Annotated in this window: 18 protein-coding genes; 15 read left to right on the top strand and 3 right to left on the bottom strand. The window is 51.3% G+C overall.

The window, feature by feature from the left end; translation table 11 throughout:
• Positions 1 to 58 precede the first annotated feature (58 nt).
• From E5354_RS04005 to E5354_RS03980, 6 genes are all read left to right on the top strand, one after another.
• Positions 59 to 481 carry a helix-turn-helix transcriptional regulator gene (locus tag E5354_RS04005; protein WP_135946514.1) on the top strand — a complete coding sequence of 141 codons (423 nt, stop codon included), beginning with the start codon at positions 59 to 61 and terminating at the stop codon, positions 479 to 481.
• 1,219 nt (positions 482 to 1,700) lie between these two features.
• Positions 1,701 to 2,063 (top strand): CidA/LrgA family protein, encoded by a 363-nt coding sequence (locus tag E5354_RS04000; protein ID WP_135946513.1) that lies wholly within the window; start codon positions 1,701 to 1,703, stop codon positions 2,061 to 2,063.
• Positions 2,047 to 2,745 carry an LrgB family protein gene (locus tag E5354_RS03995; RefSeq protein WP_123395218.1) on the top strand — a complete coding sequence of 233 codons (699 nt, stop codon included), beginning with the start codon at positions 2,047 to 2,049 and terminating at the stop codon, positions 2,743 to 2,745. Before E5354_RS04000 ends, E5354_RS03995 begins: the two co-directional genes overlap by 17 nt.
• A 124-nt stretch (positions 2,746 to 2,869) precedes the next feature.
• The gene (locus E5354_RS03990; RefSeq protein ID WP_123395217.1) at positions 2,870 to 4,876 is read left to right on the top strand and encodes an OPT family oligopeptide transporter; all 2,007 of its coding nucleotides are present in this window, start codon (positions 2,870 to 2,872) and stop codon (positions 4,874 to 4,876) included.
• Positions 4,877 to 4,891: 15 nt separating this feature from the next.
• Positions 4,892 to 6,208, top strand: a complete 1,317-nt coding sequence (locus E5354_RS03985; RefSeq protein ID WP_135946512.1) for an MATE family efflux transporter — start codon at positions 4,892 to 4,894, stop codon at positions 6,206 to 6,208.
• A 401-nt stretch (positions 6,209 to 6,609) separates the two neighbouring features.
• Complete coding sequence (locus tag E5354_RS03980; protein ID WP_135946511.1) at positions 6,610 to 8,580, top strand: glycoside hydrolase family 97 protein; 1,971 nt, start codon at positions 6,610 to 6,612, stop codon at positions 8,578 to 8,580.
• A 120-nt stretch (positions 8,581 to 8,700) separates the two neighbouring features.
• Here the strand turns inward: E5354_RS03980 and E5354_RS03975 are convergent, their stop codons facing one another.
• The gene (locus tag E5354_RS03975; RefSeq protein ID WP_135946510.1) at positions 8,701 to 9,177 is read right to left on the bottom strand and encodes a GNAT family N-acetyltransferase; all 477 of its coding nucleotides are present in this window, start codon (positions 9,175 to 9,177) and stop codon (positions 8,701 to 8,703) included.
• Between the two features lie 172 nt (positions 9,178 to 9,349).
• Here E5354_RS03975 and E5354_RS03970 point away from each other — a divergent pair, with 172 nt between their 5' ends.
• The 8 genes from E5354_RS03970 to E5354_RS03935 all read left to right on the top strand — a co-directional run bounded on the left by E5354_RS03970 (position 9,350) and on the right by E5354_RS03935 (position 21,177).
• Positions 9,350 to 10,351, top strand: coding sequence for a DUF5119 domain-containing protein (locus E5354_RS03970; RefSeq protein WP_135946509.1), 1,002 nt, complete (start codon positions 9,350 to 9,352; stop codon positions 10,349 to 10,351).
• A 37-nt stretch (positions 10,352 to 10,388) separates the two neighbouring features.
• A complete protein-coding gene (locus E5354_RS03965; protein WP_135946508.1) occupies positions 10,389 to 11,420 on the top strand; it encodes a fimbrillin family protein in 1,032 nt (343 codons plus the stop codon).
• A gap of 129 nt (positions 11,421 to 11,549) precedes the next feature.
• Positions 11,550 to 13,337 carry a DNA polymerase III subunit gamma/tau gene (locus E5354_RS03960; RefSeq protein WP_135946507.1) on the top strand — a complete coding sequence of 596 codons (1,788 nt, stop codon included), beginning with the start codon at positions 11,550 to 11,552 and terminating at the stop codon, positions 13,335 to 13,337.
• Between the two features lie 164 nt (positions 13,338 to 13,501).
• Positions 13,502 to 15,832, top strand: a complete 2,331-nt coding sequence (gene topA / locus E5354_RS03955; protein ID WP_135946506.1) for a type I DNA topoisomerase — start codon at positions 13,502 to 13,504, stop codon at positions 15,830 to 15,832.
• Between the two features lie 20 nt (positions 15,833 to 15,852).
• Positions 15,853 to 16,788: an RluA family pseudouridine synthase gene (locus E5354_RS03950; RefSeq protein WP_135946505.1), complete on the top strand. Its 936-nt coding sequence runs from the start codon at positions 15,853 to 15,855 to the stop codon at positions 16,786 to 16,788.
• Between the two features lie 474 nt (positions 16,789 to 17,262).
• A complete protein-coding gene (locus E5354_RS03945) occupies positions 17,263 to 18,270 on the top strand; it encodes a DUF5119 domain-containing protein (protein WP_135946504.1) in 1,008 nt (335 codons plus the stop codon).
• Positions 18,271 to 18,308: 38 nt separating this feature from the next.
• Positions 18,309 to 19,427, top strand: coding sequence for a fimbrillin family protein (locus tag E5354_RS03940; RefSeq protein ID WP_135946503.1), 1,119 nt, complete (start codon positions 18,309 to 18,311; stop codon positions 19,425 to 19,427).
• Positions 19,428 to 19,461: 34 nt separating this feature from the next.
• Complete coding sequence (locus tag E5354_RS03935) at positions 19,462 to 21,177, top strand: hypothetical protein (protein WP_135946502.1); 1,716 nt, start codon at positions 19,462 to 19,464, stop codon at positions 21,175 to 21,177.
• A 51-nt stretch (positions 21,178 to 21,228) separates the two neighbouring features.
• On the opposite strand, the gene E5354_RS03930 is transcribed toward E5354_RS03935, so the two are convergent.
• Positions 21,229 to 22,170, bottom strand: coding sequence for a DMT family transporter (locus tag E5354_RS03930; RefSeq protein WP_135946501.1), 942 nt, complete (start codon positions 22,168 to 22,170; stop codon positions 21,229 to 21,231).
• A 123-nt stretch (positions 22,171 to 22,293) separates the two neighbouring features.
• On the opposite strand from E5354_RS03930, the gene E5354_RS03925 reads away from it, so the two are divergent.
• Positions 22,294 to 23,514: a sugar MFS transporter gene (locus E5354_RS03925; protein WP_123395205.1), complete on the top strand. Its 1,221-nt coding sequence runs from the start codon at positions 22,294 to 22,296 to the stop codon at positions 23,512 to 23,514.
• On the opposite strand, the gene E5354_RS03920 is transcribed toward E5354_RS03925, so the two are convergent.
• Positions 23,492 to 24,379, bottom strand: a complete 888-nt coding sequence (locus E5354_RS03920; protein ID WP_135946500.1) for a PfkB family carbohydrate kinase — start codon at positions 24,377 to 24,379, stop codon at positions 23,492 to 23,494. The two genes, E5354_RS03925 and E5354_RS03920, sit on opposite strands and share 23 nt — an antisense overlap.
• Positions 24,380 to 24,489: the final 110 nt, after the last annotated feature.

Raw genomic sequence — 24,489 nt, 5'->3', positions numbered from 1 at the left:
AAATATCAAACATTTATTTGAATCTACCAAATAAATAATTGAATTTCTTAACGTATTTATGGACATTTGCGACCGAATAAACGAAATCATAAAGCACGAGAATCTAAACATCGCGTCATTCGCCCGTAAAATAGGCATTGGCGACCAAACAGTTAGAGGCGTGGTGGCCATGCGCCGCAACAAGCCGGGCTTTGACTTCATCATGAAGATAGTCCAAACATTTGATTGGCTCAACGCTCATTGGCTTATAACCGGAGAAGGCGACATGATATGTGAAAATTTGTTAACAATAGGGGGGAGTAAAGAAGACCCCTCGATTGAAGCCCTGCTGACGCTCATTCGCGAAAAGGACGAGCGCATCGAACAGCTCATCCGCGAAAACGCCGCCCTCACCGCCCCTTGCGGCCCCTCGGCCTCGGCCTGCGGTTGCGCACCCTCGGAGTCTGCTCCGGCCTCCTCACCCGCCGACACCCACGCGTGACATGCAACCCGGGCACTCGCCCCGCGTCAGCGTAGGGCGCATTCCCTCCATTATCAAATCCCCGCGTTAGCGCAAAAGCTGCGATAGCTGCTTAACAACGTTAGGCACGCGCAAGGACGCTGATATGCGTCCGCTGCACGGGTATAAAAGCATTATATATAAGAAAAGAGGGCTGCGTTAGCTACCCAATAAAAACGCTACACCATGTTGCCGACACTTATTGGGCAACTACGTAGCCCTCGGGATTGCACTCGCCCGGGCACAAAAAAAATCGTGAATTATTTTCACGATTCCTAAAAAATTAATCTACTCTTATCACCCATTCCCTGCGGAATGGAAAAAAATCAGATACACTCTACATTTATCGATACATCTCTGCAGATGCTTCAAAGTACCACGTAAGTACCTTCTTCAAAAACTTTTTCATAACACTTCTATTTTATAATCGTCCACTTTACTTTTCTTTATAAAGAGAGAGAGAAATCCGCATTATCAGTTCTTGTCGTCAAACACAGGTGAGCAATCACCGGTCACACGGAAATATTGATGACGGCCCACATTTTCAACGTATGAGTTGACACTCTCCTTGAAAAACTTAATCATCTTGTTCATAACTGTAAAAATTTTAATTATACAATATTCAACATCCGACTCTTCGGCCTTAATATCTTTTTAAAATGGGGTTCATGGAATATGAATCCCGGGGTTTGCAACGTGGCTTACTGCTTCTCGGGGTTGAAAGCCGAATGATTGGCCGAGAGGCGAATCACCTGATTGTCGCTGACAACCTTAACGTAAGCATTGATACCACTCTTAAACAACTGAATCATCTTGTTCATAATACTAACTTTTTAATTACCTAAAACAATTTTTTATTGGCCTGACTCTTCAGGACCTTTGCTATTATATACACTTGAAAACGCTGCAAAGTTAGGTCAACTTCAAGAAAAATGCAATAAAACTATGTTTTTTAACATATAAAATTTGTCATTGCATTGATTTTCAGCAGTATAATTTTAGACACCAAAAGAGTTAAAAACTGTTCAAAAGTCGCATAAACGCATATTTATGCATCGCAAATCATCGCCCGATATCGCCTCAAAGTGACAATTTAGTCATTTCCAACGTTAAATCGACACAGAAACATTGACAGTTTGAGAAATAGACTTAATTTTGCGCCCGATTTACAATCTATATTTAATTTTTTTCTTACAGAACTATGATTCTACAATGTGCCGTCTTGTTTGCTTTCCTGGCAATCGGCGAGTTTATCGTATGGGCCACAGGGGTGCCTGTACCATCAAGCATCATCGGGATGCTGCTGCTCACGGCCGCCCTTAAGCTGCGCATAGTGCGTCTGATGTGGGTCGACCGCGTGTCAGACTTTCTTGTGAAGAACCTCGGATTCTTCTTTGTTCCCGCAGGCGTGGGCCTCATCAACTGCCTCGGGCTCATCAAAGCCCAGTGGCTCCCCATCATCGGGGCATCGATAGTAAGCACTTTTCTAATCATCGCCGTCACCGGTTGGGTTCACCAGCTTGTGCGCCGCCTTTCAGCACCGCATCATGAGCTTTCTCGATAACCAATACTTCCTGCTGGCCCTTACATTTATTATTTATGTGGCCTCACAGTTGCTACAGCGTCGCACCGGCATATCGATGCTCAACCCCATCCTGCTGTCGACCGTGGCGATAATCGTGTTTCTGCTCGTGTGTGACATCGATTACGACACCTACTCCAAGGGCGGCGAGTTCATCGACTTCTGGCTCAAACCCGCCGTAGTGGCGCTTGGCGTACCGCTCTACCGTCAGCTCGAGTCGATAAAGAAGCAGTTTCTGCCCATCCTCCTTGCCGAAGTCGCGGGATGCATCGTGGGCATAGCGTCGGTTGTCATCGTGGCACAGATACTCGGAGCGTCACGTGAGGTGGTCATGTCACTCGCATCAAAGTCGGTCACCACCCCTATCGCCATCGAGGTGACGCAAGCCATAGGCGGCATTCCGGCGCTCACTGCCGCCGTCGTGGTGTGTACCGGCATATTCGGCGGCATGACAGGTTTCAGGATGATGAAGCTGTCGCGCGTCAAGAGCCCCATTGCCCAAGGACTTTCGATGGGCACGGCCGCCCACGCCGTGGGCACGTCGGTAGCCATGGAAACCGGCTATCGCTACGGAGCATTCTCGTCGCTCGGGCTCACCATCAACGGCCTCTTCACCGCCCTGCTAACCCCCTTCATCCTGGAGCTGCTCGGCTACACGCTGTGACGCCATGTCACGCAATGCCATTGTCGGCGTTATATGCGTTTTAACACAGCCCTCTTGCAGTTGATGATAATAATTGTTAACTTCGCAAAACGTTACTTTTATCACCATCACATTAAACTACAACATGTCTGACAACCGAAACTTAGACGATGCCGTCAACGGCATCGACCCGGCGACCAACGACAACGGCGTGGCCGGACTACCCGAAAACGCGTTTAGAGAGCTCGCCGCCGACGAGCAGTATCATCCCGTAATGCACCCTGCACGCGACTACCGCGAGGTGACTCCCTACTCCGTGGGCATGGGACTGCTCCTCGCCGTCATATTCAGTGCGGCGGCCGCCTATCTCGGATTGCGCGTAGGCCAGGTGTTTGAAGCCGCAATACCTATCGCCATCATCGCCGTGGGACTATCGAGCGCACTCGGCAAGAAGGACGCTCTTGGACAGAATGTGATCATCCAGTCGATAGGCGCCTGCTCGGGAGTGATCGTGGCCGGTGCCATATTCACCTTGCCCGCGCTCTACATCCTTCAGGCCAAGTATCCCGACATTGCGGTCAACTTCTTCGAGATATTCCTCAGCTCGCTCTTCGGAGGCATATTGGGAATACTCTTCTTCATCCCCTTCCGCAAATACTTCGTTAAGGACATGCACGGCAAATACCCCTTCCCCGAAGCCACAGCCACCACCCAGGTGCTCGTGAGCGGTGAAGGCAAGGGCGAAAAGAGCGGATCACAGGCCAAGACACTCATCATAGCGTCACTTATAGGAGGTATCTACGACTACGTGCTTGCCACGTTCAAGTGGTGGGCCGAGAATGTCACCTCAATAGCTTCGGAATGGGGAACGGCGCTTGCCGCCAAGACGAAGCTCGTGTTCAGCGTCAACACCGGTGCCGCCCTGCTCGGACTCGGTTACATCGTGGGCCTGAAGTACGCATTCGTCATCTTTGCCGGCTCAATCTTCGTGTGGTGGATCATCATTCCCCTCATGGGAACCTACGGCGCACCCGAAATAGCCTCGATGGAGCCCGGAGCCATCTTCAGCGACTACGCCCGCCTCATCGGTATCGGCGGCATAGCCATGGCCGGAGTCATAGGCATCGTGAAGTCATGGTCGATAATAGCTCAGGCAATAGGCCTCGCCGCACGTGAGCTCAAGGGCAAAAGCAGCGACATAAAGGAGGTGCGCTGGCAGCTCGACATATCGATGAAGCACATCGTCTACCTCATCGCCATAGCCCTCATAGCAGTGCTCGCCTTCTTCTACTTCGGAGTCATCAACACATTCTGGCAAGCTCTCGTGGCCTGGCTCGTGGTAGTGGTGATAGCATTCCTCTTTACCACCGTTGCCGCCAACGCAATCGCCATCGTGGGCTCCAATCCCGTGTCGGGCATGACGCTGATGACGCTGATTATCGCATCGGCAATCTTCGTGGCAATAGGTCTTAAGGGCACATCGGGCATCGTTGCCGCAATGGTGATAGGCGGCGTTGTGTGTACCGCGCTCTCAATGGCCGGCGGTTTCGTGACCGACCTCAAGATAGGCTACTGGCTGGGCTCCACTCCCCGCAAGCAGGAGAGCTGGAAGTTCCTCGGCACACTCGTTTCAGCCGCCACAGTGGGTGGTGTAATTCTCGTGCTCAACGATGTCTACGGATTCTCAGGCCCCGACGCACTCGTGGCTCCGCAGGCCAACGCCATGGCCAAGGTGATCGAGCCCCTGATGATGGGCGGCGACACTCCGTGGATTCTCTACATGGTAGGTGCCATCCTCGCACTCATCCTCAACTGGCTCGGTGTTCCGGCACTCGCATTCTGCCTCGGAATGTTCATCCCCTTGCAACTCAACACTCCCATGCTCATCGGTGGTGCCATCTCATGGTTCGTTTCAAGCCGCTCGACCGACTCGGCTGTCAACGACGCTCGCCGCGATCGCGGAACCCTCATCGCTTCGGGCCTCATAGCCGGCGGCGCACTGTTTGGCGTATTTGCCGCGCTTACCAACTACATGGGATTTGAGTACACCAATCCGTTATCGATGACAACCTCGCAGGCACTCGGATGCGTTATGTATCTGCTCCTCATCATCTATCTGATAGTTGACTGCATGCGAGCCAAGAAGCTATAATCGCAAATGCCGATAATGACGACGAATAAACAACGACACAACCTATCGGTAAACCGCGAAATCCTATCACTGTCCCTGCCCTCGATAGTCACCAATATCACCACTCCCCTGCTGGGGCTGGTGGATGTGGCTATCGTGGGACACATGGGCTCGGCCGCCTACATAGGCGCGATAGCCATAGGCGGCTCAATGTTCAACATGCTCTACTGGCTGTTTGGATTCCTGCGCATGGGTTCAAGCGGCATGACGGCACAGGCTTTCGGAGCCAAGGACCACCTTGCGCAGTCACGCATCCTGCAGCAGGCTCTGCTCGTGGCCATGCTTGCCGGAATAGCAATGATAGTCCTGCGACATCAGGTGTGCGAAGCCGTACTATGGTTCATGGATGTCGAGGCCGACACCGCCGTACTCGCACGCACCTACTTTGAAATTCTCGTATGGGGCGCTCCCGCCGTACTCGGCACCTACGTTATGTCGGGTTGGTTTCTCGGCATGCAGAACTCCCGCGCGCCCATGTGGGTATCTATATTCATCAACCTGTGCAACATCGCGGTGAGCCTGGTGCTCGTATACTGCTTCAATTACGACATACCCGGTGTGGCCGTAGGCTCCCTTGTGGCCCAATGGGGCGGATTCATGCTTGCCTGCTCGATATGCCTCATCAGGTACGACATCGTGCTGTCGACATTCAAGGAGATTGTCGAGATAAAGGGGCTGAAGCACTTTTTCCGCATAAATGTCGACATATTCCTGCGCACGCTATGCCTCGTTGCCGTCACGTTGTGGTTTACCCGCACGGGGTCACGCCAAGGCACCGAGATGCTTGCCGTCAATGCGCTGCTCATGCAGTTTTTCACCCTCTTCTCCTTCTTCATGGACGGATTCGCATTTGCCGGCGAAGCCATCTGCGGCAAATACATCGGAGCAGGCGAGCGCACCCTACTGCGCCGAAGCATCGATGCGCTGTGCCGATGGGGAGCCGGACTCGCCGTGGCCTTCACCGTCATCTACGCCGTGGGCGGTGACTTGCTTCTCAATTTCCTGAGCTCCGAAAAGAATGTCATCGTTCATGCTCACGAGTACATCTACTGGATAATCACTATACCCGTCGCCGGATTCCTTGCCTTCACATGGGACGGCGTGTTCATCGGCGCCACCGCCACACGCTCCATGCTCCTGTCGATGGCCGCGGCCACAGCCGTATTCTTCATCACCTACGCTCTGGCGTTTCCCTCGCTTGGCAATCACGGGCTTTGGCTCGCATTCATCTGCTATCTGCTCACCCGCGGCATCATTCTGTCGGTCATCGGACGCCGTTACCGCCGCTATTGAGCAGCCCCGTCACCTCGGCCTCAAAGTAGCCCTTGCATCATAATATATGTTAAATAATTGAGAGAGCGATTTTTCCATACATTTGTTGAAAACATGTAAAAATGCCGTGGAGTTTTGACTTCATGGCACAGGAAAGCACACCCGTTTTATAGAATTTATAAAACAAAAACAAGTTAAGACCCCGTACAACAACATTTAAGTAACGACGGCTTGGATTGTGATTAATTCGAGCCCCTATTTCAATTACTGCGACAATAAGGGTGACCCTTGCAAAAATTTTTCGTATCTTTGAATACTTCAAGAATACCATCGCCTCGCATAACATAACAGCGTATAGGCTTACCGGTATCTCAGCCAAGGCAAAGGGACGAAACTAATCAAATCACATAACTTTTAATCGCATGACAAACAAATCATTATTACTGACAGCCATCGCAGTGGCAGCTGCATTTTCAGCCGAAGCCGCGGTCAATGTCACAGGCCCCGACGGAAAACTCGTTGTAACGACCGATGTTGCAGCCGGAGTTCCCCAGTATAGCGTCACCTACGACGGCAAGCAGCTCATCGAGCAATCGCCGCTCGGATTCGTCACCAACATCGGCGACTTCTCGCGCGGAATGACCATGACCGACTCCAAGACCGGCAACGTGTCAAAGAGCTACAACCAGGACCGCATCAAGAAGAGCCATGTCGACTACAACGCCAACACCCTCGTCACCACCTTCAAGAACGAAGCCGGACAGGAGATGAGCATCGAATGGCAGGTTAGCGACAACGATGTTGCATTCCGATATATAATCCCTCGCCAGAAAGGCGGCGAAACAGGAAGCCTCGTAGTGGAGAAAGAAGCTACCGGATTCAAGTTCCCCTCCTACACTACTACGTTCATCACTCCCCAGAGCCACGCAATGATAGGCTGGAAGCGCACCAAGCCCAGCTACGAGGAGCCCTATAAGCCCGATGCACCCATGAATGAAAAGTCGATGTACGGACACGGCTATACCTTCCCCGCTCTCTTCCACGTAGGCGACGACGGATGGGTGCTACTCACCGAAACCGGTGTCGACGGAAGCTACTGCGCCTCACGACTGAGCGACTACACCGACGGCATGTACACCATAGCCTATCCTATGCCCGAAGAGAACAACGGCAACGGCTCGGCATCGCCCGGCATCGCACTTCCCGGAGCCACACCTTGGCGCACAATAACAGTGGGCTCCGACCTCGCCCCGATCGTCGAAACAACAATTCCCTGGAGCGTTGTCGAACCCCTATATGAGGCCACCGAGCCGTTCAAGCCCGGTCGCGGAACATGGAGCTGGATTCTGTGGCAGGACAACAGCATCAACTATGACGACCAGGTGAAATTCATCGACCTCGCCGCTGCAATGGGCTACGAGAACGTGCTTGTCGACAACTGGTGGGACACCAACATTGGCCGCGAAGGCATCGAGAAGCTCGTTAAATACGCCCACAGCAAGGGAGTGAACCTGCTCATGTGGTATTCGTCGAGCGGATGGTGGAACGACATCGTGCAAGGCCCCACAAGCCTCATGTCACGCCCCATTCCCCGCAAAAAGGAGATGAAGTGGCTCCACGACCTCGGCATAAAGGGCATAAAGGTTGACTTCTTCGGCGGCGACAAGCAGGAAACCATGCGCCTCTATGAGGACATCCTGAGCGACGCCAACGACTACGGCATCAACGTTATATTCCACGGCTGTACAATGCCTCGCGGATGGGAACGCCTCTACCCCAACTATGCTGGAAGCGAAGCCGTGCTTGCATCGGAAAACCTCGTGTTCAGCCAGGGATTCTGCGACCAGGAAGCTTACAACGCCACCCTTCACCCCTTCATCCGTAACGCAGCCGGAAGTATGGAGTATGGCGGTACGGTGCTCAACAAGCGCCTCAACCGTGGCAACGACGGCGGCACCACACGCCGCACAAGCGATGCATTCCAGCTTGCCACATCGATTCTCTACCAGAACGCCGTGCAGAACTTCGCACTGTCGCCTACCAATCTCACCGACGCTCCGGCCGAAGCGATAGAATTCATGAAAGCCGTACCCACGACTTGGGATGAAACACTCTACATCGACGGATACCCCGGCCGTTACGTAGTGCTTGCACGCCGTCATGGCGACACATGGTACATAGCAGGCGTGAGCGCCGAGCAGGAGCCTCTTAAGCTGAAGCTCGACCTCCCCATGCTCGCCAAGGATCAGGTAGTCGAGATATACGCCGACCCGGCCAAGCTTAAATCGATGACTCCCGGCGTGATCGAGAAGCGCGAACTGAAGGTGAAGAAGCCTGCCGAAGTTCCTGTGACAATACTCCCCTCAAGCGGATTTGTCATCGTCGCTAAATAACGCGCATAAACGAAGCGATAATATAACGGCGGAAGCATCCCCACATGAAGGATGCTTCCGCTTTTTATATGCGATTGTCTTAGAGCCGGCTCGACAATAAATGTTAACGGCTCTTAAGTGTCAGGCGAGAAGACCGGGAAGTTTCAGCATATCCGACATGTTTCGGAATCCCACATCATGATAGAGCCTGCGACCGGCACGCGTCGACTCAAGATATATCTTCACTATACCCCGCTCACGGGCACGCGCCACAAGCCAGTCAACTATGCATCGCCCTATCTCATGACGACGCAACTCGGGCAGCGTGTATATGTTCATCAGATAGGCGCACTTGCCCGACGGATTCTCGGGCGAAGGTATTTCATCATAGAGGCACATGCCTCCGCATCCCGCAATCAGTCCGTCGACCCATGCAAAGCAGGCCACATGACCTCCGGCGGCCAACTCCTTCTCATAATAGGCCTTGCATGATTCACGCAATCGGCCCGTATCGTAACTTTCAGGCAATGAAAACACCTCTCTAAGCACCATCATGCGCCATTCAAGCAGCAGATTCAACTGCTCCACACCTGCCTTCTTTATAATTATATTCTGCATAACTTTCAATACACTTGCGATAAACATTTCTGATATAACAAAATTTCCATCCTTAAGCCGACCGCCAGGGTCAAAAAGAGTTAACCTAATCAGCCGTTTTAACTATATTTCACCACAATTCAACCATTCATGATGCAAAAGCGTTAACCTTTAGCAACAATTACTAAACATAATGCATCCGCAGTTGACCAAATACTTCTCGATATTGATTGCCGCTACATCGAGCATGGCAATGAACGGCTGCATATATGACGACCTGAAGCCCTGCTTAGGCGAGGAGGTCGACATTACGATTGTCAACGACTGGGCGCTGGCGCCTGATGCCGATCCCGAAGGTATAGCCTATACATTCTATATCGACGGAGTGAAGGATCATTGGCGATTTGACTTCCCGGGGCGAGAGGCAGGCAAAGTGATACTTCCCACCGGCGACTACCGGTTTCTGATGTATAACGACGACACCTCGGGCGTAAGATTTGAGTCGGGCGACGACGGCACCATGGTTGCCACAAGCCGCCCGGGACATATTCTCGAAGGCCTTCCCGGATGGAGCGCAAGCGACACCATAACCTATACGCGTGAGAAGGTGCTGATATGCCCCGACATGATGTGGTCGGGCTCCTACTCCGATGTAATCGTCACCTACGACCAGCTCACCTACTCCGACTCCACCGCCACCTACACCTCGCGCCTTTCCGAGAACAATCCCATGCAGTTGGTCACCCGCCCGCAGCAGATTGTGTCGACCTACTCCTATGAAATCGTCAATGTAGAGAATCTCAGCGGAGTCAAGAGAATGTGCGCGGCCATGAGCGGACTTGCGGCCTCATTGTGCGTCAACAACGGACTACGCTCCTCACAAGCCGTAACGCTTCCCATAAAAGCGGTAAAAAGCGGCGACAACACCATAGCCGGGGAATTCTTCACTTTCGGGCTTCCTCGTGCCGCCCGCGCCCCCAACTTATTGTATCTCTTCGTATGGCTCACCGATGGCCGCCGATACGTTTATGAGTTTGATGTAACATCGCAAATCGTAAATGCGCCCGATCGTCTTAACGTACATGTAGTGGTGGATTCACTGTCATTGCCGGAGTCAATTCCCGGTGAATCAGTAGGGACATTCGACCCTTCAGTAGACGGATGGACTCATGTCGTTGTGAACTTTGTAGTATAAATCACCGTTATTAAACTAACAAAAAAACCTATTGATTATGAAAGCTTTTGCATTATTAAGTCTAACTACGTTGTTGCTTGCGGCAAATGCCTGCTCCGACAATGAAGCACCCGCCGGGATGAACGGACAACATGCAATATCGTTCAACGCCGTTGCATCAAAGCAACCGCGTTCGGCTGCAACTACCACGGCTTCGTTAAAAAGCTTCGTAGTATATGCCTTCACCGGTTCCAAGCCCCTTATGGAGAATGTAACCGTGTCACGCGACGGCGGATTGTGGACCTACACCCCTATCGCTTATTGGCCTGAAACACCTGTAAATTTCTATGCATTCAGCCCCGACATATCCAATTCTTCACAAATCACCGGCGTAGGCTCCAACATGATTCCCGGCTACGTTAACAGCGGCGACATCGACTTGCTCTATGCCGTCAACATCGGAGAATACGAGAAGCCCACACCAGTGGCTATCAACTTCCGTCACGCATTCTCCAAAGTGGATGTGATGCTGTCAAGCACCAATGTCGACATTCAGGTCAAGGTAAGTCACGTGTCATTGTGCAACATCTACACAACCGGCACATTCCTCTTCCCGCAAGCAACTACATCACCTGCCGATCCTGAGGCCGTGGGTTCTTGGGCCGACCTGAAGGCCAACCAGAAGTTGCTCATATTCTATGCCATCGACAATGAATCGCAGATTACGTTGAACTCGCATCCGGCAAACCTCACCGAAGGCACGCTTAACGTACAATTCTTCTTGCCGCAACAACTTTCCAAGGTTGATCTTGCCGGCAACGACTACGTGGGTAACTTCATTCAGGTCGATTGTGAAATTTTCGACACTTCGAGCGGAGCCAAGCTGTGGCCTAAGTCTGACACTCCGTCCTATATGCTTGTACCGCAAACCGACCTTGGACGAATCATATTCCCGTTGAAAACATCCAATGTCGATGAATGGAAAATGGGATACTCCTATGTCTACAACATCGCCATCAACAATCCTTCAGTGCTCGATGCAATAGAATTTGAGCCGACAGTCGACGAATACGCCGAAATCAATCCCTGACGGCGCATAACCACTTGCCGTAAATAATAACGCTCCCGGCAACCGTCCTCTAAGGAATGGTTGTCGGGAGTGATTTTATATCGTCACATTGCTTTGTCGCACGAGAAATTATCGTATCTTTGTAGGAACATGGAAAATTACATTGTATCAGCACGCAAATACCGTCCGTCGACCTTTGCAAGCGTCGTGGGACAGAAGGCCTTGACAGCCACACTCCGCAACTCTATCAGCAAGGAGCGTCTGGCTCACGCCTATCTGTTCACAGGCTCACGCGGAGTGGGCAAAACTTCATGCGCCCGAATATTTGCCAAGACAATCAACTGTGAGCATCGCACTCCCGACGGAGAGGCATGTAACGAATGTGCCTCATGCCGAGAGTTCAACGAAGGACGCTCGCTCAACATCATCGAACTTGATGCCGCATCCAACAACGGCATTGACGATATGCGCAACCTCATCGACCAGGTGCAGGTGCCTCCGGTCCACGCTCGTTACCGCGTATTCATCATCGACGAGGTACACATGCTGTCGTCGGGAGCTTTCAACGCCTTCCTGAAGACACTTGAGGAGCCGCCGAGCTATGTGATTTTCATCCTTGCCACAACCGAGAAGCACAAAATCATACCCACCATCCTGTCACGATGCCAAATCTATGATTTCAACCGCATCACCATCAACGACATGGTGGAGCATCTCGCTTACGTGGCAACGCAGGAGGGCATAACCGCCGAACCGGCCGCACTCAACGTTATAGCGCGCAAAGCAGACGGAGCCATGCGCGACGCCCTGTCCATATTTGATCAGGTGGCTGCATCGTCGATGGGCAATGTCACCTATCGCTCGACAGTCGAAAATCTCAACATCCTCGACCACGAGTACTACGACCGCCTTGTCGAGGCAATGCTGACAGGCAATGTGCCACAGGCATTGCTCATATATAAGGACATACGCGAAAAAGGATTTGACTCACAATTTTTCATCACCGGACTGGCTTCGCACTTCCGCGACCTTATGGTGGCGCGCGACCCGTCGACCATCTCACTGCTCGAAGCCGATGAAGAGTCACGGCAGGCAATGGCGAAGGTGGCTCAGCAATGCACGCCCCAATTCCTGTATAAGGCAATGGACCTGTGCAATGACGCCGACCTTAACTACCGCGTAGCATCCAACAAGCAGTTCCTCGTCGAGCTTACACTGATTAAGCTGTGCCAACAAATCAAGCCCGAGGGTGATTCGGGCAATAAGCTGTCGGCCGTCACCGCCTCACAACCGGCCTCAGCGAGTAATCAGCCGCTGAAAACCACCGCTACACCGCCCAAGGCAGCACCGGCGACACCACAGCCCGCTAATCAGGCGACACCACAGCCCGTCAGTAATCAACCGCTGAAAGCCCCTGTCAACCCGCAACCGGCAGTGGCACCTCAAGCCGCCCCTCCCCAGCCCGCCGCCCCTCGGCGTCATCAAGGACTGCGCACACCCGGATTGTCGCTTAAGAGTACCGTGACGCAGGCCAACGAACAATCAGCCGAATACGTGCGTGAAACACCTCGCCGCTCTACCGATTTCACCGACGCGCAGTTTGTCGCGGCATGGCAGGGCGTAATCGATTCGCACCCCAAGGAGCACCTGCTCATCAACGCCATGCGTGTGGCCCATCCGCAGCGCATCGAGGGAGCGCGTTACGGTGTCACGGTCGAAAGCGAGGCAATACGCGACAGCATCGTCCAATCTATGCCCATGCTGCTCGAGGAGCTGCACAACCGCCTCGACAACGACTTTGTGACGCTCGACATAACGCTAAACAAGGGTCAGGCTACAGCCACCTCGCTTACCGACGGCGAGGTCTACTCGCTGATGCGCCGCAAGTATCCCTACCTCAACAATGTCATCGACGACCTGCATCTCACCATGCTGTGATGCCGATTGCTTAAAGTAACGCACACCGCCGGCGACCTTTTAAGGTGTAGATTTGTTATATTGGGGAATTAGGAGAGTAAAAAGTCGAGAAAATGTAAATTTCTACATTAATATATGCAACTTTTTCCTAATTTTGCCGATAATTTTGAATTAACACCGAAATCATGCTGAAAAATTTAGTCATTGTAGAGTCACCGGCAAAAGCCAAAACCATTGAAAAATTCCTTGGAAAGGACTATAAAGTCATGTCAAGCTACGGTCACATACGCGACCTCAACAAGAAGAAATTCAGCATCGACATCGACCATGGTTTTGCTCCGGTGTACGAAATTCCCGATGACAAGAAGGCGCTTGTTGCCGACCTGAAAAAGGCGGTCAAGGACTCACAGACGGTGTGGCTCGCATCCGATGAGGACCGCGAAGGTGAAGCCATAGCATGGCACCTTTGCGAAGTACTCGGCCTCGATCCTGCAAACACCAAGCGCATCGTATTCCACGAAATAACCAAAAACGCAATAATGGATGCCATCAAGCATCCGCGAGCTATCGACCTGAACCGTGTCGACGCCCAGCAGGCACGCCGCGTGCTCGACCGCATCGTAGGCTTCGAGCTGTCGCCCGTGCTTTGGAAGAAGATAAAACCCGCCCTCTCGGCCGGACGAGTACAATCGGTGGCTGTAAGGCTCATTGTTGAGCGCGAGCAGGAGATAAAGGACTTCAAGACCGAAAACTACTACCGCATCAACGCCGACTTCACAACCGATGACAATTCAAAATTGCGCGCCGAGCTCAGCCGCAGGCTTCCCGACACGCAGGCGGCCATGCTGTTCCTCTCCGATTGCACCGACGCCACATTCACCGTGGGCAATGTGACGGTAAAACCCGTACACAAGTCACCGGCTCCCCCCTTCACCACCTCGACACTGCAGCAGGAGGCGTCACGCAAGCTCGGATTCACAGTGTCGCAAACCATGATGGTGGCTCAACGCCTCTATGAAGAGGGACACATAACCTACATGCGTACCGACTCGCTCAACCTGTCGGAACTCGCCGTAAATGCAATCGCCGGCGAAATCACCGACAAGCTTGGCAAGGAATATCTGAAAATACGAAAATATCACACCCACTCCAAGGGTGCCCAGGAAGCTCACGAGGCAATCCGTCCTACATCCATCGACAAGCACACTATCGACGGCACGGCACAGGAGAAAAAGCTCTACAGCCTGATATGGAAGCGCACTATAGCGTCACAGATGGCCGATGCCGAAATCGAAAAGACCACTGTCGACATACATCCCTCGACACGAAGCGAGCACTTCACCGCCACCGGAGAGGTAATCAAGTTTGACGGATTCCTGAATGTCTACATCGAAAGTAACGACGACGATGCCGACGAGCAGGACTCATCGCTGCTTCCCGCAATGAGCGAAGGACAGTCGCTGTCGCTCGCCTCAATCACCGCCACCGAGCGATTCACCCAGCAGCCGCCACGTTACACCGAGGCTTCGCTTGTAAAGAAGATGGAGGAGCTCGGAATTGGCCGACCCTCGACCTATGCCCCCACAATATCCACCATCCAGGCTCGTGAATATGTGGAAAAGGGCGAAAAAGAGGGCGAACCGCGCAACTACAAGGTACTGCAGCTCAAGAACGGCAAGATAAAAGAAACCGTAAAGACCGAAATCACCGGTTCGGAAAAGGGCAAGCTCATCCCCACCGACATAGGCATCGTGGTCAACGACTTCCTTACCCAATACTTCCCCTCAATTCTTGATTACGACTTTACCGCCAAGATGGAGGAAAAGTTTGACGATATAGCCGAAGGCAAGCTTGAATGGGACAAGGAGATAGGAACATTCTACGCCCTGTTCCATCCCGATGTCGACCATGCGTTAAACATTAGGCTTGAACACAAAGTGGGCGAGCGCGTTCTCGGAAACGATCCCGCCACAGGCAAGCCCGTAAGCGTGAAGATAGGCCGTTACGGCCCGCTTGTGCAGATAGGTGACGGCGATAGCGACGAGAAACCTCAGTTTGCATCGCTGCTTAAAGGCCAGTCGGTTGGCACCATAACTCTTGACGAAGCCTTGAAGCTGTTTGAGTTCCCCCGCACGCTTGGTGAATTTGAAGGCTCCGAAGTCACTGTAGCCATAGGCCGCTTCGGCCCCTATATAAAGCATAACGGCAAATTCGTATCCATCCCCAAGGACATCGCTCCGGCTGCCATCACATTGACTGAGGCCGAAGAACTCATCACGGCCAAGCGCGACGCCGAGAGCAAGAAGGTGGTCAAGACATTTGACGAGGAGCCCGACCTGATGATTCTCAACGGCCGATATGGTGTCTACATCTCCTACAAGAAGTCCAACTACAAGATACCTCGCACCGTTAAGGATCCCGAAAATCTCACTCTTGAGCAATGTCGTGAGATTATCGAACATGACGAAGCCAAGCCCAAGAAACCTGCACGCCGCACATCGGCACGCAAGAAATAAACTATTACAACCATCAAGCCATGCCTCGACAGAATCGCTATACAAGCAAGCCGGGAGCGCATAACGCGCCGTTTCGTCCCGATGTAATCGAAACATATCCCGTAAAAGGTGACTCGCAGTTACTTCAATTTCTCTTTGACTCGATGCCTCAACGCAAGCGCACCACAGTCAAGGAGCTGCTGAAGCACAATCAGGTTGCGGTAAACGGAATGCCCGTAACGCAATTCAACCGTGAGCTGCATGAAGGCGACAAGGTCGAGGTGAACCTCTCACGTGAATTCCGCGTCTTCTCCAATCGCCGCGTAAAGCTCGTGTATGAGGATGACGACATTATCGTCATCGAAAAGGGCTATGGACTGCTTTCGATGGGAACCGACCGCGTAAAGGACGGGACCGCCTACTCGATAATGCGTGACTACGTTAAGTGGGCCAATCCGCGCAACAAGTTGTTTATCGTCCATCGTCTTGACCGTGACACTTCGGGACTGATGATGCTCGCCAAAACCGAAGAGGCAAAGGACGCCATGCAGCACAACTGGAACAACATGGTGCTGAGCCGCAGGTACATCGCCGTGGTCGAAGGCGAAGTCGAGAAGGACGAGGGCGAGATACGCAGCTATCTTGCCGAAACATCACAGTATGAGGTCTACTCAACCCAGAATCCCGAAGAGGGCGAACTTGCCGTGACACGTTACAAGGTGCTGAAGCGCGGACTCGGTCACACAATGCTTGAAATCGAGCTTGACACAGGCCGCAAGAATCAGATAAGAGTCCACATGAAGGAACTCGGCCACCCCATATCGGGCGACAGGAAATACGGAGCAAAAGCATCGATGATACATCGCCTTGCACTGCATGCCCAGACACTGAGGTTTGCACATCCCTCAACGCGTCGCGACATGAACTTCACCACCCCCGTTCCCGGCTCATTCTACAAGCTTGTAGGAGGCAAATAACCGTCGGCAGCGACATACATTTACTCTATTTTGCGGTAATCTGAAAATATTTGTATAAATTTATCGCAAAACATTTGTTTATTTTCAAAACTTATTCTATCTTTGGCAGTGTGAGTTATGTAGATAAATGCAGTCTTGCACCTGCTCCGCTTGTAAACCTTAATTATTTGCGCCATTACATCGACCGGCTCACACTGAATAAGTTATATAGCTGAAATAAAAGTATTATCAAGTAGCTCTCTCGAAAATTAGTGTAGCAATAAGTAATCAGCCGGCCTTGATCAACCGACTATTTTAGCCATGTAGCAGCGACTATATTACCTCTCCGCCCCAGCGGAGGCAAGGCAATATCCTCCCCCTGTTTCCGTCGTTTTACCGCCATGGAAAAATATCCTTAAGCCAGCACGGTAGCCGCATCGGCTCAAGGTTACCGCCTATTGTTTTTCATCTTCCCTATTGCTCATTAACATTTCAATGGCAAGTCAAGGACTCAAACCATCACATGTAACGGCAATGCCAAGCGCCGTTACGTGTCGCGCGACCATCATTGCCGCATTGCTCGCCATCCTGTCGGCTATCGGATGCAGCAAGAGTGACGCTGCGGGCGATGATGTGATGGATTACACGGTTTCCGTCAACGTGACATTCGACATGCGTTATGTCGGCAATCCGCCTCCGGCAGGGATGAGTCTGTTCCTCTACCCCATTGATGAAAGCCTTGAAGCGCGACGCTTTGACTTCAAAGGCGTAACGGGCGGCAAAATCGACATCAAGCCGGGCCGATACAGTGTAATATGCTACAACAACGACACTCACGGGGTCGACTTCCGCAACACCGGCCGTTATGACACCCATGAAGCCTACACACGCCCAAGCACCGTCATCCAATCGCCCGACGGCAATAACCTCCCCGTGGCACCCGGAGCCGAGGATGAACAGCTCCTCATCTGTCCCGACCCCATGACGGGCACTTCGATAAGCAACGTGTCACTCAAAAGCAACGATGTAACGCTCGCATTGCAGCCACGCCGATTGACCGACACCTACCGTTACGAAATAACCGATGTTACCAACATAGGCCGCGTGACATCGGTGTTTGCGTCCATTTCAGGCATGACTTCGTCATTGCTCCTATGTGACGGAAATCCCGGCTCGGAGTGTGCGACACTTGTAAGCGAAGCAGTCAGCGACGGCATGTCACGCATCACCGGCGAGTTTGTAATATTCAGGCATGACAATGGCTGCAATGCGTCACACCATTTAATGCTCTACGTGTGGACCGACGACGGAAAGCTGCATTGCCTGGGCGGCTCCGACACCCGATTTGACATGACCGAAAAGCTGCATCAATCGGGCGAATCAGGCAGCGTCACATTGACTGTCAACGGCCTTGAGATTCCGCAATCCCACGACCCCGAAGGCACCGGCTACACCCCCGACATTGACGACTGGCCGATAGTAGACACCGACATTGACATATAAATAATACCATATAAATGACTCCTCTAATTGAAAATGTAATGAAACACAGTCTATCCATCACGATTGCAATGCTTGCCGTAGTCATGACCGCCTGTACACAGGACGACATGCACGACGGCACCAATCTCATCACCTTTGAGGCAACGACTTCCAACACCGCCCGCTCACAGGCATCCTACAGCAGCAGTAATCCACCGGCTGCATTCACAGTTTATGCCGCCAAAAGCGGCACATCGGAAGTCTACATCAACGGTGACATCATCAACAAGACAAGCAATAGCCCCGTCACGTGGGAATCATCGGCAACCCGCTACTGGCCGGCCTATACGCTTGACTTCCATGCCCATGTAAATGGCAGCGGATTCTATGAATACAGCGAGGGCACTCCCCGCTTCAAGGATTTCAAGCCCGACGCCGAAGCGTCACGTCAACTCGACCTGATGTACGCCGTAAAGACCAACCTATCGCGCCAAACCGTAAGACTAAACTTCCGTCACGCACTTGCCCAAGTGACATTCAGTGCCGTCAACAACTCCGAATATGCCATCGAAATTTCGGAAGTAAAGATAGGCAACATCCATCAGCAAGCCACATTCTCCTTTCCCTCACAGGACACCGACGGCACTGATGTCACGGGCTCTTGGTCAGGAGTCGAATCATCGGCTACAGCCATTTATTCGGTAACGTTCAACGCCAAAAGCGTGACATCGGAAAAGACCGAACTCACGGGAGTTAACGCATCGGAAGGAGGTGACGGTTCACTGCTGCTGATTCCACAGAAAGTGACGGCATGGAATCCCGAAAACAAATCGGATAACTACATCGGCTCCTATTTCCTCGTGAAAGTGAAAATGACCGACAACGGCAACACCTTGGCCTATAACGACTACATTGCCGTGCCCGTAGCCATCGACTGGAAGCCGGGAGTGCGTTACGTTTACACATTCAGGTTCTTCAAGGGAAGCAACGGCGGCTACACGCCCGATCCGTCCAATCCCATATCGATATTGTCAAGCATCGACTATGACATATCGACCGAAGACTTCATTCCCGGAGAAGACACAGCGACCGACATCAACGGCCCGCAATCCCCGGAATCACAGGGAAGCATTAGCGGCTCAGGCACCGATGCCGCAGGCGAAGGGCCCGAATCATAAGCACGAAACACGATAACCCATAAATCCATCTGTCATGAATCACTGCTTGATAAAAAACTTTCTTGCTGCCGCAATATTATCGGCGTTAACATCGTGTACCAGCGATGCACTCGACACCCCGTCGTCAGGCAAAACCGTAAAGGTGACGGCCAAGGCATCGGTGGATCACGGCGATGATTCACGCTCCGCCCTGTCGGAGGAAAACGGGTCAATCGCCTTTGCATGGAGCAGCGACGACCGGCTACTGGTCACCGACGCGTCAGGAACGACATTAGGCATCCTTGACATCGACAATGCCCGATCGGGCACTTTCTCAGGAACTCTCACCGGACTCGATGAAGGCCGAAACGACATAAACATCTACCACTTTGGCTCAAGTGACGCATTGTCCGCTTCGGCCACCGATGCGTCATCGCTGCTGTCGCTCGACATCTCATCGCAGGAGGGCAAGCTGACCTCGTTACGTAACACCGATATGATGTTTGCCTCAACTTCAGCCAACGTGACAGGCAGCGAAGCCACAATCAGTTTCACTGTCACGCGCAGCACGGGGTTTGCCCACTATAAGCTGAACTTCACCGACGGCACAACGCTGTCAGGCAACCGGGTCACAGTTTCAGGGACCAACCTTTACAACCGATGCACGTTCAATCTCGACGGCTCGATTGCTGATAAAACTCCCGGTGACATAACAGTTGAGAATAGTGACGGCGACATATACCTCACAATAATTCCCGAGCGTGACATGGCACTGACATTCACGGTGACCGTCGACGGCAACAGCTACTCGGGCACCCTGCCATCACGCACCTACAACGCCAACCGCTTTTTCCGCATGGCACAAGGCGAGGGAATCGAGGTGACGATGGATGCCGTCGGGGAAAATGATAACACACCATCCACCGAAGCGACGCTTATAGGCCCTGAGATAACTCTCGGCTACAATAAATACCGCTTCACAGGAGGCAACCTGTTCTTCAACACCAAAAACCGTCAATGGGGCGTATTTGGGAGCCAGACCGAATATGTCACAAAAAGGGGCTGGGACGAAGGAACTGCCGAGATAATCGACCTGTTTGGATGGGGCGCAACAGGAATCGGCAATGCCCGCCAACCCGAATACTGGGACGCTGACAAAACTCTCTATCCATCAACACAGGAAACCGAAAATCAGAAAATAATCGAAATCAAGGCGACACAATATGATTGGGGAACCGCCTATGGCCGACAACTGTCAGTCGATGACGGCACCTATGTGACTCCTACAAAAGATGAGTGGAATACGATACTAAGCACCTTCTTCATTCATCCCGGCACGGTCAACGGCATAAAAGGTCTGCTGATATTGCCATGCGACAACAGTGACGCAACCAAGGCAAATGAGATATTGTCAACAGCCGGAATAAGTCAGGATGACATCTCTTCTATAAAACTCGGTCAGACAGACGCCCTCGATTACACCAAAATAGTCCTTGACTCCAACGACCAATTGACAGCAATGAACTCGGTATTTCTTCCAATTGTAGGTTATGGAAAAGATGCATCAATACATGAGACAGATGTAAATATAACTACCTATTATTGGAACTCTTCCGGAGTATTCAGAGTCAGCAGTGATGGGAAACAAAAGACAGCTGACGGATATTCTCTTTGCATATCCTGCTCTGATTTAGTAAGCACTAAAGTAATAGTCACAACCCGGCCGCGCAACTACGGCAATTGCGTGCGATTGCTCAAGAAAGTCAACTGATTATAATATCTAATCCATGATTAGCCTATCGGTCGCAACTGTCACCCATGACTATTGCGACCGATTGTTTCTTCTTCTCCCACGGGGAAACAACCGCTTTATATTGGTCAGATTCTTGCTTACGCTGCCCCCTACCACAACCAGCGTCACGGCTATCACAATCAATGAAAGCCCCAGCACATCACGCACTGTAAGGCGCTCGCCAAACACCGTTATGCCTATGATAACCGCCGTCAACGGTTCCATTGCGCCAAGTATAGCTGTAGGAGTTGAACCTACATATATTATAGCCATAGTCGTACACAGGAACGACACAGCAGTAGGCAGCAACGCCAACGCTCCCACACCAAGCCATTGGCCAATATCCGAAGGCACATTGACATAACCTTTCATAAGCAAATTAACGGCAAATACTATCATGCCAAATATAAGCACATAGAATGTCACGGTTAGAGTGGGAACTTTGGCAAGCTGCGTCTTGTTTATACCGACTATGTAGACGGCATACGTAAGAGCCGACAACATAACGATAACCGTACCGACCGGGCTTAACGTGCCTCCTCCTTCGCCCTTATACAACAACCCTATACCTGCCAATGCCGCAGTAAGACAAATAATGGTGAGGCGTGACATGCGTTCATGGAAAAAGGCCGACATTATCACAGCCACTATCAACGGATAGATAAACAGCAACGTGGATGCAATGCCGGCATCCATGTAACGATAGCTTTCAAATAATGAAATCGATGAAATGCCGAGCAAAAGGCCAAATACAACAAGCAGCCCCAACTGACGGAATGTCACGGCAAACGAACGGCCGCGAACTGCCATCATCAAAGCTACAATAGGAATGGCAAGTAAATATCGGAACAGCAATATGGATGAGGTATCCATGCCGTCATTCATCAACGGTAGCGCAAACAACGGGTTCAAACCATAGGTAGCTGCTGCAACAAATCCAAGTATATAGCCTTTCGCTTTACGAGAGTCCATAATTATTCCAATTAAGAAATTCAACTATCACAAATCAGACTGTAAAGATACTCTTTTTTATATAAAATAGCTACTTTTGCAGCATCATTTGGAGCTATCAAACTTCTGAAACTAATCATATAAATGAGAAATTCTACAAAATCATTGGTTGCCCGACAATATGTCATACCGTTCATACTTGTGACATCGCTATTCTTCATGTGGGGATTTGCACGAGCCATACTCGATGTCCTCAACAAGCATTTCCAGACAACGATGGACATAACCATAACACGCTCGGCTATGATTCAGGCCACTACCTACCTTGGATACTTTATAATGGCTCTTCCTGCCGGATTATTCATTAACCGATTCGGATATAGACGTGGTGTTGTGTTAGGGCTAATGTTTTTTGCCTTCGGCTCGCTATTGTTCATTCCAAGCGAATTGACTGTTTCTTTTAACTTCTTTCTCGTGTCGCTATTTATAATCGGATGCGGACTCGTCGTGCTCGAAACAGCCGCAAATCCTTACGTGACCGAACTGGGCGACCGATCCACAGCGGCAAGCCGCCTGAATCTCGCGCAGTCGTTCAACGGCCTCGGTTGTATTCTCGCACCGTTGATAATGGGACAAATACTGTTTACCGGCGACGAGGGCATCAACGTAGCGCTTCCCTACTCGGTTATGGGCGTTGTAGTACTGATAGTAGCATTGATTTTCAGTCGTGTAAAGTTGCCTGAAATAACCGATGGATCCTCAGCGGGCGATTATGATGCACAATCAACCGGCACGGTCATATCCAAGTTGCTCCACAACAAGCGGTTTGTTTTCGGTGTTTCGGCACTATTCTGTTATGAGATTTCTGAAATATCCATCAACAGCTTCTTCATCAACTATGTCACCGACGGCGGTTGGATGACCTCCAAAACGGCAGCCGTGGTGCTGTCATTCGGCGGTCTTGGCCTGTTTATGGCAGCCCGAGTAACAGGAAGCTGGATAATGAGCCGCATAGCAGCAGAAAAAGTACTATGCTTTTGCGCAATAATGACTGTTATCGCATCTCTGATCGTGACACTCGACATAGGATTGATGTCACGCATCAGCCTATTTGCCTGCTATGCCTTCGAAGCAATAATGTTCCCCACCATATTTGCAATATCCATACGCGGTCTTGCGGGATCGTCGACCAAGATTGCATCGTCATTTCTCATGATGTCGCCACTTGGCGGAGCCGTAGGCACGCTTCTCATGGGCTTAATGGCCGATGTCACATCAATGTCTACTGCATTCCTTGTACCCTGCGCAGGCTATATATTCGTCCTCTTGTACTCCTTAACCGTCATGCCAAGGAAGCTACATTGACAATATCGAGCACATCACGCTCGGTGCCGCTGAACGGGCCCGAGGCGCCAAGCTTGATTGTACACATTGCTGCAGCAAAGGTTCCCGCTTCCATATATGACGCACCCTTGTTGCGCATATACAGGTATCCGGTCATATATGTATCGCCGCATCCGGTTGCATCGACCACATCTTCGGGTTCAAAAGCCGGAATCTCATAAAAATTGCCGCCTGCATATATCAGCGATCCGTTGCTGCCGAGCGTAAGCAACACCTCCTTGACACCCCAATCGGCAAGTATTCGAGCGGCGGTATACGGATTTTTCTCACCGGTCAGCACCTCCGATTCATGCTCGTTGACCTTAAGCACCGTTATGTATTTAAGAGCCTCGCGCTTATCAACCCAGTCAACAGGAAACACCTTGTCGCCACGCACTTCGCGCAGATAACCTTGAGCGTCGACCGACAGCACACCCTTTGTCGACAAATACTTAACCAATTCAAGCGGAAAATCATCGGCAAGCAGACTGCCGAGATGGTAGATGCGTGCATCGACATCCTTCAGTCCCTCCACTGTGAAAGGGTCGGCCTTGGCCAGAACACGTTGCGTGCGATTATTCTGATTTTCTCCATAGATATTTTCAAAATATACCGAATTGCGACTCGGAAGAACCTTTACCTCAACTCCCTTTTTGCGAATGTCGTCAACAGCACCCATTTCACTTTCAGCAAGTGATGTCACCAGTACAAACTTCGACGGGTCAAGAGCGCTTATACCGTGAGCGAAATAAAACGATGTCCCTCCGGGCATGTGCACTGTATGTTTTGGTGTCACAATCTTATCAAGCGTTATGTGTCCTACACAACAAATATCATACTTATTCATTCCTTCTTTTCAATTTAAGTGTGCAAACTTAGCCAAATTTTTCGATATATGTCCCTATATACATCCATAAATAGCCCTGCAAAACCATTCTTAAAAATATTATTAGTATA

It is taken from the genome of Muribaculum sp. NM65_B17 (assembly GCF_004793735.1).
In the GTDB taxonomy this organism is placed as follows: domain Bacteria; phylum Bacteroidota; class Bacteroidia; order Bacteroidales; family Muribaculaceae; genus Muribaculum; species Muribaculum gordoncarteri.
Note: the sequence above shows the minus strand (reverse complement) of the source record. Positions and strands in the feature narration are given on the sequence as shown.

Bases quoted from the DNA above. Each gene is read 5' to 3' on its own strand.
- E5354_RS03975 (WP_135946510.1), bottom strand. From the start codon at position 9,177: ATGCAGAATATAATTATAAAGAAGGCAGGTGTGGAGCAGTTGAATCTG.
- E5354_RS03925 (WP_123395205.1), top strand. From the start codon at position 22,294: ATGAGAAATTCTACAAAATCATTGGTTGCCCGACAATATGTCATACCG.
- topA (WP_135946506.1), top strand. From the start codon at position 13,502: ATGCTGAAAAATTTAGTCATTGTAGAGTCACCGGCAAAAGCCAAAACC.
- E5354_RS03940 (WP_135946503.1), top strand. From the start codon at position 18,309: ATGAAACACAGTCTATCCATCACGATTGCAATGCTTGCCGTAGTCATG.
- E5354_RS04005 (WP_135946514.1), top strand. From the start codon at position 59: ATGGACATTTGCGACCGAATAAACGAAATCATAAAGCACGAGAATCTA.
- E5354_RS03985 (WP_135946512.1), top strand. From the start codon at position 4,892: ATGACGACGAATAAACAACGACACAACCTATCGGTAAACCGCGAAATC.
- E5354_RS03970 (WP_135946509.1), top strand. From the start codon at position 9,350: ATGCATCCGCAGTTGACCAAATACTTCTCGATATTGATTGCCGCTACA.
- E5354_RS03990 (WP_123395217.1), top strand. From the start codon at position 2,870: ATGTCTGACAACCGAAACTTAGACGATGCCGTCAACGGCATCGACCCG.
- E5354_RS03980 (WP_135946511.1), top strand. From the start codon at position 6,610: ATGACAAACAAATCATTATTACTGACAGCCATCGCAGTGGCAGCTGCA.
- E5354_RS03930 (WP_135946501.1), bottom strand. From the start codon at position 22,170: ATGGACTCTCGTAAAGCGAAAGGCTATATACTTGGATTTGTTGCAGCA.
- E5354_RS04000 (WP_135946513.1), top strand. From the start codon at position 1,701: ATGATTCTACAATGTGCCGTCTTGTTTGCTTTCCTGGCAATCGGCGAG.
- E5354_RS03995 (WP_123395218.1), top strand. From the start codon at position 2,047: ATGAGCTTTCTCGATAACCAATACTTCCTGCTGGCCCTTACATTTATT.
- E5354_RS03945 (WP_135946504.1), top strand. From the start codon at position 17,263: ATGGCAAGTCAAGGACTCAAACCATCACATGTAACGGCAATGCCAAGC.
- E5354_RS03965 (WP_135946508.1), top strand. From the start codon at position 10,389: ATGAAAGCTTTTGCATTATTAAGTCTAACTACGTTGTTGCTTGCGGCA.
- E5354_RS03950 (WP_135946505.1), top strand. From the start codon at position 15,853: ATGCCTCGACAGAATCGCTATACAAGCAAGCCGGGAGCGCATAACGCG.
- E5354_RS03960 (WP_135946507.1), top strand. From the start codon at position 11,550: ATGGAAAATTACATTGTATCAGCACGCAAATACCGTCCGTCGACCTTT.
- E5354_RS03920 (WP_135946500.1), bottom strand. From the start codon at position 24,379: ATGAATAAGTATGATATTTGTTGTGTAGGACACATAACGCTTGATAAG.
- E5354_RS03935 (WP_135946502.1), top strand. From the start codon at position 19,462: ATGAATCACTGCTTGATAAAAAACTTTCTTGCTGCCGCAATATTATCG.